The organism is Yersinia sp. 22-579 (assembly GCF_030433455.1).
Classification (GTDB): domain Bacteria; phylum Pseudomonadota; class Gammaproteobacteria; order Enterobacterales; family Enterobacteriaceae; genus Yersinia; species Yersinia enterocolitica.
In genome coordinates, this window is sequence record NZ_JAUJTZ010000012.1 from 55714 (window position 1) to 70329 (window position 14616).

A 14616-nucleotide genomic window follows, 5' to 3' on the forward strand; every position below is an offset into this window, starting at 1 on the left:
TTAGTGTTCTCTGTTATCGTCGGGTTTCGGCGGCACGGGATCATCGCCACCTGGGTTCAAAGGGTGGCATTTTAATACGCGTTTCAGTGTTAACCAACTGCCTTTTATCATACCAAACCGGCTCAATGCCTCAATTCCGTAATGAGAACATGTCGGATGGAAACGACAACGCGGCCCCAACAGCGGACTAATCACGAGCTGATAGCCCCTGATTAGCCCGATCAGGATGCGGGAGCCTGGCGACAGTGGCGACGCCATAATTTTTCCAAAGCTTCCGTCAACGCACGGTTATCGAGGTCAGCCACACCCTTTTTCACCAAAACGACAAAATCCATAGACGGTAACGTATGTTGATGCAATCGGAAGCTTTCGCGAGCTAATCGCTTGATCCGATTACGTTCATGAGCACGTTTGACATGTTTTTTGGCGACGGTAAGACCGATGCGGGGATGCCCCAGCTCGTTCAGGCGGCCGAGGATGGTGATTTGCGGCGTGCCAGCCCGTTGTGGCTGCTGGAAGACGAAAGTGAAATGACTGGGAGTTAACAAACGTAACTCCCTAGGAAATGCTAGCTTAACCACTTAGATGGTTAGCTTTTATTACTTAGAAACAGTCAGACGAGAACGGCTTTTCGCACGACGGCGAGCCAGAACTTGACGACCATTTTTGGTGGCCATACGAGCACGGAAACCGTGGCTACGGTTGCGCTTCAATACGGACGGTTGGAAAGTGCGTTTCATAGCGATTTCTACCTAAACTTAAAATAATTACTGATTCAGTAAACGCGTTTGGCTGCTCGGAGTGAAGACACCGACGCCTCAATCGCAACATATAAAGAAGCGGGATTGTAATAATTGTACAGTCCTGAGTCAATTGACATTGCGCCCGCCCACACAGAAGTTTTCTGTATCGGGAGTTTACCAAGAGCCTGTCCGTGTTCACCGCTGGTTTCTTTTTGACCGAGGTCATCAAGAGAACAGGCATCACACGTAGGGCTGAGGATTATACGGACTCCCTGATAAATCGCAAGGATCGCCGTGAGATCCTTTGCATATTAATGAGGATCTGTGATTGGAAATGGGGAAGGTGATACCAGTATATTCCGAAATTATTCCGGATCGCGGCTATTGAGGGGCATGAAAAGCTGTGCGCCAGGTTACACTCCCAGCAGAAGTTATGGCCTGTGGATAAAAAGGATCTAATCTGTGAGGAAGGGGAGGATCTATTCCTCCTTTTGCGCTATGATCCGCCATTCCGATCACATCCACTACTCTGGGATCACTACTCCGAGATCGTGGGGGGATGTTAGTCGTAAAAACAACCGAAAAACGGTTCGCATGTCACTTTGGCTTGCTACAGGCCATATTGGCGTGTGTCAAAAACGATGAGTTACAAAAAATCCTGATTTCTTTCTTTTATTGATCTTGTTCGAGTGGAGTCCGCCGTGTCACTTTCGCTTTGGCAGCAGTGTCTTGCCCGATTGCAGGATGAGTTACCTGCCACAGAATTTAGTATGTGGATACGCCCCTTACAGGCGGAACTGAGTGACAATACTCTGGCGCTTTACGCACCTAATCGTTTTGTACTGGACTGGGTCCGTGATAAGTACTTAAACAATATCAATGGCTTACTTAATGATTTCTGTGGCAGCGAGGTTCCCTTACTGCGTTTTGAAGTGGGGAGTAAACCTGCTGTAAGAGCACACAGTCATCCAGTTACAGCCAGCGTTAGTGCGCCTGTTGCTCCGGTTACCCGCAGTGCACCTGTGCGCCCGAGCTGGGATAGCTCGCCTGCTCAACCTGAACTGTCTTACCGTTCGAATGTGAACCCTAAGCACACATTTGATAACTTCGTTGAAGGTAAATCGAACCAATTGGCTCGTGCAGCTGCACGTCAGGTTGCAGATAATCCGGGTGGTGCGTATAACCCGTTATTCCTTTATGGCGGTACAGGTTTAGGTAAAACTCACCTGTTACATGCTGTGGGAAATGGCATCATAGCCCGTAAAGCCAACGCTAAAGTGGTTTACATGCATTCTGAACGTTTTGTGCAAGATATGGTAAAAGCCTTGCAGAACAACGCGATAGAAGAGTTTAAACGCTATTATCGCTCGGTTGATGCATTATTAATCGATGATATTCAGTTCTTTGCCAATAAAGAGCGTTCCCAGGAAGAGTTTTTCCACACCTTTAATGCTTTGCTGGAAGGTAATCAGCAAATTATTCTGACCTCAGATCGCTATCCAAAAGAGATCAATGGGGTTGAAGATCGTTTGAAATCGCGGTTTGGCTGGGGCCTGACGGTGGCGATTGAGCCGCCGGAACTGGAAACCCGCGTTGCGATTTTGATGAAGAAAGCGGATGAAAATGATATCCGCTTGCCGGGTGAGGTTGCGTTCTTTATTGCCAAGCGCCTGCGTTCCAACGTTCGTGAGCTGGAAGGGGCATTGAATCGTGTGATCGCCAATGCCAATTTTACCGGGCGGGCCATCACCATTGATTTCGTTCGCGAAGCTCTGCGTGACTTACTGGCATTGCAGGAAAAGCTGGTTACTATCGATAATATTCAAAAGACTGTCGCAGAATATTATAAAATTAAGGTCGCAGACCTGCTCTCCAAACGGCGTTCCCGTTCGGTAGCCCGTCCACGCCAAATGGCGATGGCGTTGGCGAAAGAGCTAACCAACCACAGCCTGCCTGAAATCGGCGATGCGTTTGGTGGCCGCGACCATACCACGGTGTTGCATGCTTGCCGCAAGATTGAACAATTGCGTGAAGAGAGTCACGACATCAAAGAAGATTTCTCTAACTTAATCAGAACATTATCCTCCTAGCGCTATGAAATTTATCATTGAACGTGAGCATCTGCTAAAACCGCTGCAACAGGTCAGTAGCCCGCTGGGTGGACGTCCTACGTTGCCAATATTGGGTAACTTGTTGCTACAAGTCACGGAAGGCTCATTGCTGCTGACCGGTACCGATCTGGAAATGGAGATGGTGGCGCGCGTGGCGCTGTCTCATCCCCATGAGCAGGGTGCGACCACTGTACCTGCCCGGAAGTTTTTTGATATCTGGCGTGGTTTGCCGGAAGGCGCAGAAATTACCGTCGCACTAGATGGTGATCGCCTGTTGGTGCGCTCTGGCCGCAGCCGTTTCTCGCTATCTACCTTGCCAGCGGCAGACTTCCCAAATTTGGATGATTGGCAAAGTGAAGTCGAATTCACCTTACCGCAAGCCACATTGAAGCGTCTGATTGAGTCTACTCAGTTCTCAATGGCTCATCAGGATGTGCGCTATTACTTGAACGGTATGCTGTTTGAGACTGAAGGCGAAGAGCTACGCACCGTCGCAACTGATGGTCACCGTTTAGCTGTTTGCGCTATGCCAATTGGCCAGACATTACCGTCACATTCGGTGATCGTGCCGCGTAAAGGCGTGATGGAGTTGGTCAGATTACTGGATGGTGGTGATACGCCGTTGCGCCTGCAAATTGGTAGCAACAATATCCGTGCGCATGTGGGTGATTTTATTTTCACCTCTAAGCTGGTTGATGGGCGCTTCCCAGACTATCGTCGCGTACTGCCAAAAAATCCGGATAAGACACTGAAAGCAAGCTGTGATTTGCTGAAACAAGCCTTTGCTCGTGCAGCTATTTTGTCCAACGAAAAGTTTCGTGGTGTTCGGCTCTATGTGAGCCAAAATCAGCTTAAGATCACCGCTAACAACCCGGAACAGGAAGAAGCGGAAGAGATCCTCGATGTTAGCTACGATGGGGCGGAAATGGAGATCGGTTTCAACGTCAGCTATGTGCTTGATGTGCTTAATGCGCTCAAGTGCGAAGATGTGAGCCTATTACTTACCGACTCGGTCTCCAGTGTGCAGATTGAAGATGGTGCCAGCCAGGCTGCGGCTTATGTTGTCATGCCAATGCGTTTGTAAAGCATGGCTCTGACGCGTTTATTAATTAAAGATTTTCGCAATATCGAATCGGCAGACTTGGCACTGGCGTCGGGGTTTAATTTTTTAGTCGGCCCCAACGGCAGTGGTAAAACCAGTGTGTTGGAGGCGATTTATACCCTGGGTCATGGCCGCGCTTTTCGTAGTTTGCAGGCAGGCCGCGTGATTCGTCACGAATGTGCCGAATTTGTGTTGCATGGTCGGGTTGATGCGAATGAGCGTGAATCATCCGTAGGGCTGAGTAAAAGCCGGCAAGGTGATACCAAAGTGCGCATTGATGGCACTGATGGTCATAAAGTGGCTGAATTGGCGCAACTGCTGCCGATGCAACTGATTACCCCTGAAGGGTTTACCTTATTGAATGGCGGGCCAAAATTTCGGCGTGCCTTTTTGGACTGGGGTTGCTTTCATAATGAACCCGGTTTTTTTATGGCCTGGAGCAATCTGAAAAGATTACTTAAGCAGCGCAACGCCGCGCTGCGCCAGGTGAGTCGCTATGCGCAAATCCGGGCCTGGGATCAGGAAATTATCCCGCTGGCTGAGCGCATTAGTGAGTGGCGGGCGGCATACAGTGACGCAATTGCGGCAGATATTTCAGCCACATGCGCCCTGTTCCTGCCAGAGTTCGCCCTGAGTTTCTCTTTCCAGCGCGGTTGGGATAAAGAGAGTGACTATGGTGAGTTGCTGGAACGCCAGTTTGAGCGTGACAGAGCGCTAACTTATACCGCCGTCGGGCCACATAAAGCGGATTTTCGCATTCGGGCCGATGGTACGCCGGTAGAAGATTTGCTATCGCGTGGTCAGCTAAAATTGCTGATGTGCGCACTGCGGTTAGCGCAGGGTGAGTTTCTCACCCGACAGAGCGGGCGGCGTTGCCTGTATCTGCTTGACGATTTTGCTTCCGAATTAGACACCGGCCGTCGTCGTTTATTGGCCGAGCGTTTAAAAGCTACCCAGGCACAGGTTTTTGTCAGCGCAGTAAGTGCTGAACAAGTGGCTGACATGGTAGGCGAAAAGGGCAAGATGTTCCGCGTGGAACATGGCAAAATAGAGGTTCAACCACAGGATTAAAAATGAGCGAGAAACGTTGATGTCGAATACTTATGACTCCTCAAGTATCAAGGTATTAAAAGGGCTGGATGCGGTTCGTAAGCGTCCGGGCATGTATATCGGTGATACTGATGACGGTACCGGTCTGCACCACATGGTATTCGAGGTTGTGGACAACGCTATCGACGAAGCCCTCGCTGGCCACTGTAAAGAAATTATCGTCACCATCCACTCGGATAACTCTGTTTCTGTACAGGATGATGGCCGTGGTATCCCAACCGGTATGCATGACGAGGAAGGGGTATCGGCAGCTGAGGTCATCATGACCGTGTTGCATGCTGGCGGTAAGTTTGACGATAACTCGTACAAAGTTTCCGGTGGTTTGCACGGCGTAGGTGTATCCGTTGTTAACGCCCTGTCTGAAAAACTGGAGCTGGTGATTCGCCGTGAAGGTAAAGTTCACGAGCAGACTTACAAGATGGGTGTGCCGCAGGCACCATTGAAAGTGGTGGGCGAAACCGATCAAACCGGGACAACCGTGCGTTTCTGGCCGAGCTTCCAGACGTTCACCAATAATACCGAATTCCAATATGAAATCCTGGCAAAACGTCTGCGTGAGTTGTCGTTCCTGAACTCCGGGGTTTCAATCAAGCTGAAAGACAAACGTAACGACAAAGAAGACCACTTCCATTACGAAGGCGGTATCAAAGCGTTTGTTGAATATCTGAACAAAAACAAAAACCCGATCCACCCGAAAGTGTTCTATTTCTCCACCATGAAAGATGATATCGGTGTAGAAGTGGCATTACAGTGGAACGATGGTTTCCAGGAGAATATTTACTGTTTCACCAACAACATTCCACAGCGCGATGGGGGGACTCACTTAGTCGGGTTCCGTACGGCGATGACCCGTACCCTGAACAGCTACATGGATAAAGAAGGTTACAGTAAAAAAGCGAAAATCAGTGCGACCGGTGATGATGCCCGTGAAGGCTTGATTGCTGTGGTTTCCGTGAAAGTGCCAGACCCTAAATTCTCCTCACAGACCAAAGATAAACTGGTTTCTTCTGAGGTAAAAACTGCGGTCGAAACGCTGATGAACGAGAAGCTGGTTGAGTATTTGCTGGAAAACCCAACCGACGCCAAGATCGTGGTTGGCAAAATTATTGACGCGGCCCGTGCTCGTGAAGCTGCGCGTAAAGCCCGTGAAATGACACGCCGTAAAGGTGCGCTGGATTTGGCTGGCTTACCAGGCAAATTGGCTGACTGTCAGGAACGTGACCCAGCATTGTCCGAACTCTACTTAGTGGAAGGGGACTCAGCGGGCGGTTCTGCGAAACAAGGCCGTAACCGTAAAAATCAGGCTATTTTGCCGCTGAAAGGTAAAATTCTGAACGTCGAGAAAGCGCGTTTTGACAAAATGCTTTCTTCGCAGGAAGTGGCAACACTGATCACCGCGTTGGGTTGTGGTATTGGACGGGATGAATATAACCCGGACAAATTGCGTTATCACAATATCATTATCATGACCGATGCCGACGTGGATGGTTCTCACATCCGTACGTTATTGTTGACCTTCTTCTACCGCCAGATGCCGGAAATTATTGAGCGTGGTCATGTATTTATCGCTCAGCCGCCACTGTATAAAGTGAAAAAAGGTAAACAAGAGCAATACATCAAAGATGATGACGCGATGGAGCAGTATCAGATGACTCTGGCACTGGATGGCGCGGCTCTGCATATCAATGCCGATGCACCACCACTGGTGGGCGAACATCTGGAGAAACTGGTTGCCGAGCACTATAGCGTCCAGAAAACTATCGCTCGTATGGAACGTCGTTATCCGCGTGCTTTGCTGAATAACCTGATTTATCAGCCAACCTTGAAAGAAGAGGATTTGAGCGATAAAGAGGCAGTAACGCAATGGATTGATTCGCTGGTGGTCATGCTAAACGAGAAAGAACAGCATGGCAGCAGCTACAGTTCCGTGGTGCGCGAAAACCGTGAGCGTCAGCTGTTTGAGCCGGTATTGCGTATTCGTACCCACGGGGTTGATACCGATTATGATCTGGACTTCGATTTTATCCACGGTGGTGAATATCGCAAGATCTGTCTGTTGGGCGACAAGTTGCGCGGCTTAATCGAAGAAGGTGCTTTTGTTGAACGTGGCGAGCGCCGTGTGCCGGTTTCAAGCTTCGAAGATGCACTGGACTGGCTGGTTAAAGAGTCGCGTCGTGGTCTGGCAATCCAGCGCTATAAAGGTCTGGGTGAAATGAATCCAGAGCAACTGTGGGAAACCACTATGGATCCAACCAGCCGCCGTATGTTGCGGGTGATGGTGAAAGATGCGATTGCGGCAGACCAGTTGTTTACCACTCTGATGGGCGATGCGGTTGAACCTCGTCGTGCCTTTATCGAAGAGAATGCGTTGCGAGCAGCAAATATCGATATCTAATCAGGTAACTTATTGATCAGATAGAAAAGCCCAGAGCGGGAAACTGCTACTGGGCTTTTTTTTGTCTCATCATGGCCGATGGCATTTGTGCAGTACACGGACTTACTAGCATTTGAGCGCTGAATCGCGTTAGCATGAGTCATTCGCTATATAAATGTGAGGACCTATGGCTATTGAATTAATCGCTATCGATATGGACGGCACGTTGCTAAATACGCAGCATGAAATTACCCCACGAGTAAAGCAGGCTATTGATGCTGCCCGGGCGAAAGGGGTCTGCGTAGTATTGGCCACGGGGCGGCCTTATATCGGGGTCCAGCGTTATTTACGCGAACTGAATATGGAAAACAGTGGCGACTATTGCATCAGTAATAACGGCGCATTAGTACAAAAAGCGGCTACGGGTGAGTGTATTTTGCAAGAAACCCTCAGTTTTGAGGATTATCTTTATTTCGAAGCTTTATCGCGAGAAATGGGGGTCAGTTTCCAGGCTTTTGATTTTGATACTTTATATACCGCTAATAAAGACATCAGCAAATACACTCTGCATGAAGTGATGCTGACCGGTATTCCATTGAAATATCGTGCGGTAGAAGAGATGGATCCCGCCTTGCGCTTCCCGAAAGTGATGATGATTGATGAGCCAGAAAAACTGGATCGCGCCTTAGCGATGATGCCAGCGGAAGCTTTTGAGCGCTTTACCATCATGAAAAGCGCCCCGTTTTACCTGGAAATTTTGAGTAAACGGGTTGATAAGGGGACTGGGGTGAAAATGCTGGCTGACCATTTAGGTATCCCACAGGAAAATATTATGGCTCTGGGCGATCAGGGTAATGATATCGCAATGGTTAATTACGCCGGTGTCGGTGTTGCAATGGGCAATGCCATCCCTGAACTGAAAGAGATAGCGCAGTTTGTAACGGGCACCAATAGTGAAGACGGTGTGGCAATGGCTATTGAGAAGTATGTGCTCTGAGTTTTGGCGGTGGCCAGTTTCGCGGTAACAGCCAATTTAAGGCCCATATTGTGGGCCTTTTATGATGGTTATTCCGATCTGTAAACCAATATTCTTAATGGCGACTAGTCAATATTATGGGGCTTTGTGAGTTTGATGAAAATGATACACAGCGCCTAATATTCCTGAGTTATTCTTGTGAGTTGTCGTATCAATAACAGTATCTTTGATATCAAACCAATTCAGCTGGTTACTTAATTCATCGAGGAATGTCTCTCTTTCGGTAATTCCTCCGCCAATAAAAATATGTGTCGGATCAAAAAGATAAACCAGGTTATATATGCCGGCACAAATGTCATTATAAAAAGCATCTACCAGACGTCGGCAAATGGAGCAGCCATTATCATAGCCACTGAATATCTCTTCGCCAGTGACTGATTCAAGCGGGCGATTTATTTTTTCGGCATAACGTTTACGTAATACCAGTAAGGTAGAGGTTTCGTTCATTGTATAGCAGCCAGGGCGCTCCGCTCCAGGCCGTGAGCTAAACATATAACCAAATTCGCCAGCGCGGAAATGTCCGCCACGAACCAGGTTGCCATTAGAGAAAATTCCACCGCCAATGCCGGTGCCAATGGTTAAACAGAGAAAGTCATTTAGCTGACGCGCTTTACCCAGCCATTTTTCTGCCAGTAATGCACAATTAGCATCATTTTCGATGCTTACAGGTAAGTTACACTGCTGTTCTAGCCAAATCTTCAGGTTAAAGTGATCAAATCTGCGAATTGACCCACCATTGGTAATCAAACCAGTGAATGGATTGACGTACCCAGGGACGCTGATGGCAATGCCTTCGTAACCGTGTTGCAGATCGAGCCAGCGTAGTATTTCGGCCAGTATTTGGTCACCATCACTATTCTGTATTGCAGCTTTATCCTGTACCAGAATTTTTCCTTCGGATGAAACAATGCCCATTTTCAGCGAAGTTCCGCCAATATCGAATGCAGCTATTTTCATTGTGCTTTCTCCTGATATTTTCGCGATCATGCATGCTCTACGTTTTTTCATCAGCCCTGGCGTAATATCAATCAGGCTATTCCAGAATCCCTTTCACTATTTGCACATCCTGAATCCCTAATCCGGTTAAATCCGCTAAGGTAATCTGCTGATCATTGTCTCTGAAAGGTACGCCCTGAGCTAAAACTGTACCTATCTCGGTTAAGGTGTGATGCGCTAATAACTGCTGTTGAAATGCCGATGAAATTTCACCAAATTCAGTACATTGCGCCCACGAATCTACCAAAATTTTATCAGCTTTTGCCACCAGCTCCGGTGTCAGTTCGTGTTTACCTGCACCATCAGCTCCGACGGCGGTAATGTGTGTACCGGGCTGGATATCAGCAGTATGCAAAATAGCCTCCCTGCTAGGGGTGGTGGTGACAATAAACTGGCAGTGACGGCCTAACTCCGCAGCATCCAAGGTGGTATTGACTTCAAAACCTTCTGTCTGGGCATATTGGCGGTATTCTTCTAATGCAGTTTCACTGCGGCCCCAAACCCATAGCTGACGACACGAAATCACACTTTTCAGGTACATCAGGTGCAACCGTGCTTGCATTCCCGTACCGACGATACCGATAGCGCGGATATGCTGTGGTGCACACAGCTCGGCCACAATACGTCCGGCCAATGCGGTGCGCAGCGCAGTTAACCAGCCCTCATCGAGCAATAGCGCCTGAGGCTCACCGGTCTGGGCAGAAAACGCCATCATTAGCCCCTGATTACTGGCCAGTCCTTGAGCCGGGTTATGATAAAAACCGCTTGAGACTTTCACTACAAATTGGCTATCGCCCTGCAAATAGCCACTTTTAATACAACAGTCGCCCTCTGCTTGTTCAAACAGCAAATGCTGTACCGGTGGCATTTGTACCTGTTTTTGGCTAAACGCAATAAACCCTGCTTTGAGTAGCAACGTGACGGCATCAGCATCGAACTTGTCGAGAATCTGCTGCTTATTCAGAATAATCATTCGCTGACCGCTCCCAGGTATTTTTTCAGCACAATATTCTTTCCGCACAGCACTACGGCCACTTTCTTACCTTGCCAAAGTGGTGCCTGTTTTAGTGCTGCCGCCAGCGCTACACCGGCGGCACCTTCAATCATCCAGCGGTCAGTATGGGCAATCAAACGCATGGCATCTTTGATTTCCTGTTCACTCACCAGCACTTTCTGGTCAATTAATTGCTGGCAAAGTGCAAAGGTTATTGCTCCTGGTTCTACGCCCCCAGCGGTGCCATCAGACAGAGTCTCTTGCTCCGCTACCTCTTGAATTTTACCGTTTTCGAGGCTGGTATACATACTGGTGGCGTTGGCTGGCCAACAGCCAATAATCTGAGTTTTATCCGAGAGTTTTTTCAGCACCGTGGCAATACCGGAAATCAATCCACCGCCACCCACCGCCACAAATACCGCATCCAGATCTGGCTGTTGTTCAACCATTTCCATACCACAAGTCCCTTGCCCGGCAATAATCTGCCTATCGTTATAAGGGGAGATATAGATTTTACCCTGTTGCTGTGCGGCACTATCCGCGGCCAGTTCTGCATTTAATGCATCCCCTGGGATCAGCTCAACTTCTCCGCCCAGCGCGCGAATGGCTTCTAATTTGATGGCAGCGGCTTGCTCTGGTGCATAAATGGTGGCCTTCACTCCTGCCAATTTACCTGCCAGCGCCATGGCTTGTCCGTGATTGCCGGTAGATGCGGTGATAACACCGCGTTGGCGTTGCTCGTCAGTTAATAAACGCAGTTTGTTACTGGCTCCGCGAAATTTAAAAGAACCGGTGTGCTGTAGATGCTCACATTTGAGATAGATTTCGCAGCCACTGTGCTGGGACAGCAATGGGCTATATTCCAGTGGTGTCACCCTTACCTGTGGGCGTAATGCCTGGTGGGCCTCTTTGATAGCATCGAATAAGGTGTTCATATCGGTTCCTTTATATTTTTATTTTTCAATAGATTACTTACAACAAACTGCGGGCAGCCCTCAGACAATCTGTATGCCATAATGACATACAGATTTAGCAAAAAAACGTTATTTGCAACCTAACATAAAAGAGTTGATAGCATGAACATGCAAAAATGCGATTCCATACAGGAACAGCAACTCACCTTTGATCCCAGAGGTCATCAGCTCACCAACATCAACGTTTGGACGCCCGATAGCCAATGGCTGGCATATGATGTGCGGCCTAATGGCAGTACGTTTAGTGGTTTAACCATTGAGCGGGTTAATTGCATCACCGGTGAGATTGAAGTTATTTATCGTGCTCAGCATGGCGCTCATGTCGGTGTGGTGACCGTGAGCCCTGATAATCCAGCACGCTATGTGTTTATTCATGGCCCGGAACACCCAGATAGTCACTGGCATTATGATTTCCATCACCGGCGAGGGGTGATTGTCACTGAGCCGGACAGAGAACTGGCGGTCACATTGGATGCCATGGATATCACGCCACCCTTTACTCCTGGCGCGTTGCGCGGAGGCAGCCATGTGCATGTTTTCAGCGCCGACGGCAGTCGCCTGAGTTTTACCTATAACGACCATGTGCTGCACGAACAAGACCCCGCACTGGATTGCCGTAACGTGGGCGTGGCCTTGCCTCTGCATGGTGTTAATCCGCCAAAGCAACATCCGCGTGAATATGATGGCAGCCATTTCTGTGTGTTAGTGACTCGAACGACCCCTACGCCCCTGGCGGGTAGTGACCAAATAAACCGCGCTTATGAAGAGGGTTGGATTGGCTCACAGGGTTATCTGAAAACGGACGGTACTCGCCAGCGCTGGGCATTGGCATTTATTGGTGACACGCTTTCGGCGCAGGGCGAAAAAATTCCGGAAATCTTTATTGCTGATTTACCAGAGCATGACCGAGATTATGCTCGTGCTGGCGAAGAGCCACTTGAGGGAACTCAAACCACCATGCCAGCCCCACCCGCTGGCGTCAGGCAACGGCGGTTAACCTTTACGGCTGAGCGGCGTTTCCCAGGGCTGGCGACCAGCCCGCGGCATTGGCTGCGAACCTCCCCCGACGGCAGTGCCATTGCTTGTTTAATGAAAGATGATGAGGGTGTGGTGCAGTTGTGGTTGGTTTCACCCAATAGTGGTGAACCACGGCAACTGACATTCACGGAGGGGGGGATTCAGTCGGCATTCAGTTGGCACCCACAAGGACACAGCCTGGCATTTGTATGTGATAACAGTGTGATGCAGTGTGATAGTACCACCGGTCAATTGCGGCGATTGACCGTGCGGGGCGCTATTGCACCCATGGCGGATGCAGTGGTGTTTTCGCCCGATGGCACTAAAGTGGCCTTTATGCGGGAAATCGACGGCTTAGCACAAATCTTTACCGTCAAAGTAGACTAACTCATTGTATTGGCGTATCTGCGGGGTGGGCTGCTGACTGGTTCTGCGCTTCGGATTGGCGGATGCGCTCGCGAGGGGAGCTGGCCATTTTATCTTCGCTGTCGGAACGCAAGTAATCATACGGTAACAGTAAAGTGTCCATCACCGCTGAGAACGGCAAATCAACCGCGAGTAGGGGGCGCAGCGCCCAACCGGTATTATCATCTTTGAGCATCGCCACATTGGCTTCAGTACCGGAGTAATAACCCTGACTGCTGCTGGTATGCGTCATAATACTGGAACAGCCGCCGGATAAAAGCAGCGAACAGCCGGTAACAAAAGGGATAACTGTATTTTTCATTGTTTTTTTCAGCTCTCATCATACCGGGGAGTTACAGGTTACAACGTTCAACCCACTATAAATGTCAGGTTTTGACATGATTTTTACACCACCTTACAGACAGTTCCTATGGTGAAAGATTCAGTCTTGTGACGTAAATTTACCTAAGTGTAAGTTATAACAGTGCATTTATCGAATAATGAGATTAATAAACTTCTTATTAAGATTTTTCTTGTGAAATTTTTTTTGATTTTGCTCTTGAAAAGAAGATTGCCGACCTCATTTTATTATCAGGTCAGAGAGAATACGCCGACAGGGTATTCAGACCAACAGCCTGTCCAGAGTGGAAGGCTTAATACAAAATATGACAACATCCTTGCTAATATATTTAGGAGGCAGTTTTTATGCGTAATTCCGAGCTTGCACCACTGTATCGTTCAGCTATCGGTTTCGACCGGTTATTTAATCTATTAGAGTCCGGCCAGAATCAAAGTAATGGTGGTTATCCTCCTTATAACGTCGAATTGGTCGATGAAAATAACTATCGCATCGCGATCGCGGTAGCAGGCTTTGCAGAACAGGAACTGGAAATTGTCACTCAGGATAACCTGTTGATTGTTCGTGGTTCTCATGCCAGTGAACCAGCACAACGAACTTATTTATATCAAGGTATCGCTGAGCGCAACTTTGAGCGTAAATTCCAGTTGGCTGAGCACATTAAAATTAAAGGTGCCAATTTAGTCAATGGTTTGTTGTATATCGATCTGGAGCGTTTAGTACCAGAAAGTTTAAAACCACGTCGTATTGAAATTAAATAATAGGTTTAGTAAATAGTTTTTCAATAATGTGACTAATTCACATTATTCATAACTGAGCCAAGTCTGCCGTAATCGGGGACTGAGAGGCTTTCTATTATCTCGCTTCAAAGAAGGAGTTATATATATGCGTAATTATGATTTGTCACCTTTACTTCGTCAGTGGATTGGTTTTGATAAATTAGCCAGTTCAATGCAGGGCGGTCAGGATTCTCAGGGGTTCCCTCCCTATAATATTGAGAAAACTGACGATAACCACTATCGCATCTCACTGGCATTGGCCGGTTTTAAACAGAGCGAACTAGATATTGAAGTAGAAGGCCCGCGTTTGACTGTGCGCGGTAAGCCAACACCGGCTGAAAAACAGGTTGAATACCTGCATCAAGGCCTGGTGCGTAAAGAGTTCTCATTGACCTTTACTTTGGCAGAGCATCTGAATGTTGATAATGCTCAATTTGAAAATGGCCTGCTGCATATTGATCTGTTGCGCCAGGTACCAGAAGCACTGCAACCACAGCGTATTAGCATTGGCAGTGCCGCTCCTCAAGAGCATCAGGTATTAGATAATCCGGTTGCAACCGAGCAATCAGAACAGCAGTAATTATGATGACCGGCACCTCTGCCTGAGGTGCCGGTAA

General features: G+C 48.3%; 15 protein-coding genes. 8 read left to right on the forward strand and 7 right to left on the reverse strand.

What is annotated here, in order from left to right; genetic code table 11:
* From yidD to rpmH, 3 genes are read right to left on the reverse strand one after another with little or no spacing between them, the layout of a single operon-like run.
* Positions 1–258, reverse strand: coding sequence for a membrane protein insertion efficiency factor YidD (yidD, locus tag QSV56_RS15240; RefSeq protein ID WP_005161103.1), 258 nt, complete (start codon positions 256–258; stop codon positions 1–3).
* A complete protein-coding gene (gene rnpA, locus QSV56_RS15245; RefSeq protein ID WP_005161101.1) occupies positions 222–581 on the reverse strand; it encodes a ribonuclease P protein component in 360 nt (119 codons plus the stop codon). The genes yidD and rnpA overlap by 37 nt, the downstream gene beginning before the upstream one ends.
* 18 nt (positions 582–599) lie before the next feature.
* Positions 600–740: a 50S ribosomal protein L34 gene (gene rpmH / locus QSV56_RS15250; RefSeq protein ID WP_002220736.1), complete on the reverse strand. Its 141-nt coding sequence runs from the start codon at positions 738–740 to the stop codon at positions 600–602.
* A 704-nt stretch (positions 741–1444) separates the two neighbouring features.
* On the opposite strand from rpmH, the gene dnaA reads away from it, so the two are divergent.
* From dnaA to yidA, 5 genes are all read left to right on the forward strand, one after another.
* Entirely contained in the window at positions 1445–2833 is a 1389-nt protein-coding gene (dnaA, locus tag QSV56_RS15255) for a chromosomal replication initiator protein DnaA (protein ID WP_050162778.1), read from the forward strand.
* A gap of 4 nt (positions 2834–2837) precedes the next feature.
* On the forward strand, positions 2838–3938 hold the full coding sequence (gene dnaN, locus QSV56_RS15260; protein ID WP_005161099.1) for a DNA polymerase III subunit beta: 1101 nt from the start codon (positions 2838–2840) through the stop codon (positions 3936–3938).
* 3 nt (positions 3939–3941) lie between these two features.
* A complete protein-coding gene (gene recF / locus QSV56_RS15265) occupies positions 3942–5027 on the forward strand; it encodes a DNA replication/repair protein RecF (protein ID WP_019081463.1) in 1086 nt (361 codons plus the stop codon).
* Between the two features lie 19 nt (positions 5028–5046).
* Positions 5047–7461 carry a DNA topoisomerase (ATP-hydrolyzing) subunit B gene (gene gyrB / locus QSV56_RS15270; RefSeq protein WP_019081462.1) on the forward strand — a complete coding sequence of 805 codons (2415 nt, stop codon included), beginning with the start codon at positions 5047–5049 and terminating at the stop codon, positions 7459–7461.
* Positions 7462–7627: 166 nt separating this feature from the next.
* A complete protein-coding gene (yidA, locus tag QSV56_RS15275; protein ID WP_019081461.1) occupies positions 7628–8437 on the forward strand; it encodes a sugar-phosphatase in 810 nt (269 codons plus the stop codon).
* A 114-nt stretch (positions 8438–8551) separates the two neighbouring features.
* Here the strand turns inward: yidA and QSV56_RS15280 are convergent, their stop codons facing one another.
* The 3 genes from QSV56_RS15280 to QSV56_RS15290 all read right to left on the reverse strand — a co-directional run bounded on the left by QSV56_RS15280 (position 8552) and on the right by QSV56_RS15290 (position 11401).
* Positions 8552–9433 (reverse strand): ROK family protein, encoded by an 882-nt coding sequence (locus QSV56_RS15280; RefSeq protein ID WP_046051934.1) that lies wholly within the window; start codon positions 9431–9433, stop codon positions 8552–8554.
* Between the two features lie 76 nt (positions 9434–9509).
* A complete protein-coding gene (locus tag QSV56_RS15285; RefSeq protein ID WP_050159328.1) occupies positions 9510–10445 on the reverse strand; it encodes an ornithine cyclodeaminase family protein in 936 nt (311 codons plus the stop codon).
* Positions 10442–11401: a threonine/serine dehydratase gene (locus tag QSV56_RS15290; protein WP_019084185.1), complete on the reverse strand. Its 960-nt coding sequence runs from the start codon at positions 11399–11401 to the stop codon at positions 10442–10444. The genes QSV56_RS15285 and QSV56_RS15290 overlap by 4 nt, the downstream gene beginning before the upstream one ends.
* 141 nt (positions 11402–11542) lie before the next feature.
* On the opposite strand from QSV56_RS15290, the gene QSV56_RS15295 reads away from it, so the two are divergent.
* Positions 11543–12844, forward strand: coding sequence for a DUF3748 domain-containing protein (locus QSV56_RS15295; RefSeq protein WP_046694350.1), 1302 nt, complete (start codon positions 11543–11545; stop codon positions 12842–12844).
* 1 nt (position 12845) lies between these two features.
* On the opposite strand, the gene QSV56_RS15300 is transcribed toward QSV56_RS15295, so the two are convergent.
* Entirely contained in the window at positions 12846–13184 is a 339-nt protein-coding gene (locus tag QSV56_RS15300; protein ID WP_019084183.1) for a YceK/YidQ family lipoprotein, read from the reverse strand.
* Between the two features lie 383 nt (positions 13185–13567).
* Between QSV56_RS15300 and ibpA the strand changes: the two genes are divergently transcribed.
* A complete protein-coding gene (ibpA, locus tag QSV56_RS15305) occupies positions 13568–13981 on the forward strand; it encodes a small heat shock chaperone IbpA (protein ID WP_005175116.1) in 414 nt (137 codons plus the stop codon).
* Between the two features lie 124 nt (positions 13982–14105).
* Positions 14106–14579 (forward strand): small heat shock chaperone IbpB, encoded by a 474-nt coding sequence (gene ibpB, locus QSV56_RS15310; protein ID WP_005161076.1) that lies wholly within the window; start codon positions 14106–14108, stop codon positions 14577–14579.
* Positions 14580–14616: the final 37 nt, after the last annotated feature.

Excerpts from the sequence above, each read along its gene's own strand:
- yidD (WP_005161103.1), bottom strand. The coding sequence starts at position 258 with ATGGCGTCGCCACTGTCGCCAGGCTCCCGCATCCTGATCGGGCTAATC.
- rpmH (WP_002220736.1), bottom strand. The coding sequence starts at position 740 with ATGAAACGCACTTTCCAACCGTCCGTATTGAAGCGCAACCGTAGCCAC.
- dnaN (WP_005161099.1), top strand. The coding sequence starts at position 2,838 with ATGAAATTTATCATTGAACGTGAGCATCTGCTAAAACCGCTGCAACAG.
- recF (WP_019081463.1), top strand. The coding sequence starts at position 3,942 with ATGGCTCTGACGCGTTTATTAATTAAAGATTTTCGCAATATCGAATCG.
- gyrB (WP_019081462.1), top strand. The coding sequence starts at position 5,047 with ATGTCGAATACTTATGACTCCTCAAGTATCAAGGTATTAAAAGGGCTG.
- yidA (WP_019081461.1), top strand. The coding sequence starts at position 7,628 with ATGGCTATTGAATTAATCGCTATCGATATGGACGGCACGTTGCTAAAT.
- QSV56_RS15280 (WP_046051934.1), bottom strand. The coding sequence starts at position 9,433 with ATGAAAATAGCTGCATTCGATATTGGCGGAACTTCGCTGAAAATGGGC.
- QSV56_RS15285 (WP_050159328.1), bottom strand. The coding sequence starts at position 10,445 with ATGATTATTCTGAATAAGCAGCAGATTCTCGACAAGTTCGATGCTGAT.
- QSV56_RS15290 (WP_019084185.1), bottom strand. The coding sequence starts at position 11,401 with ATGAACACCTTATTCGATGCTATCAAAGAGGCCCACCAGGCATTACGC.
- QSV56_RS15295 (WP_046694350.1), top strand. The coding sequence starts at position 11,543 with ATGAACATGCAAAAATGCGATTCCATACAGGAACAGCAACTCACCTTT.
- QSV56_RS15300 (WP_019084183.1), bottom strand. The coding sequence starts at position 13,184 with ATGAAAAATACAGTTATCCCTTTTGTTACCGGCTGTTCGCTGCTTTTA.
- ibpA (WP_005175116.1), top strand. The coding sequence starts at position 13,568 with ATGCGTAATTCCGAGCTTGCACCACTGTATCGTTCAGCTATCGGTTTC.
- ibpB (WP_005161076.1), top strand. The coding sequence starts at position 14,106 with ATGCGTAATTATGATTTGTCACCTTTACTTCGTCAGTGGATTGGTTTT.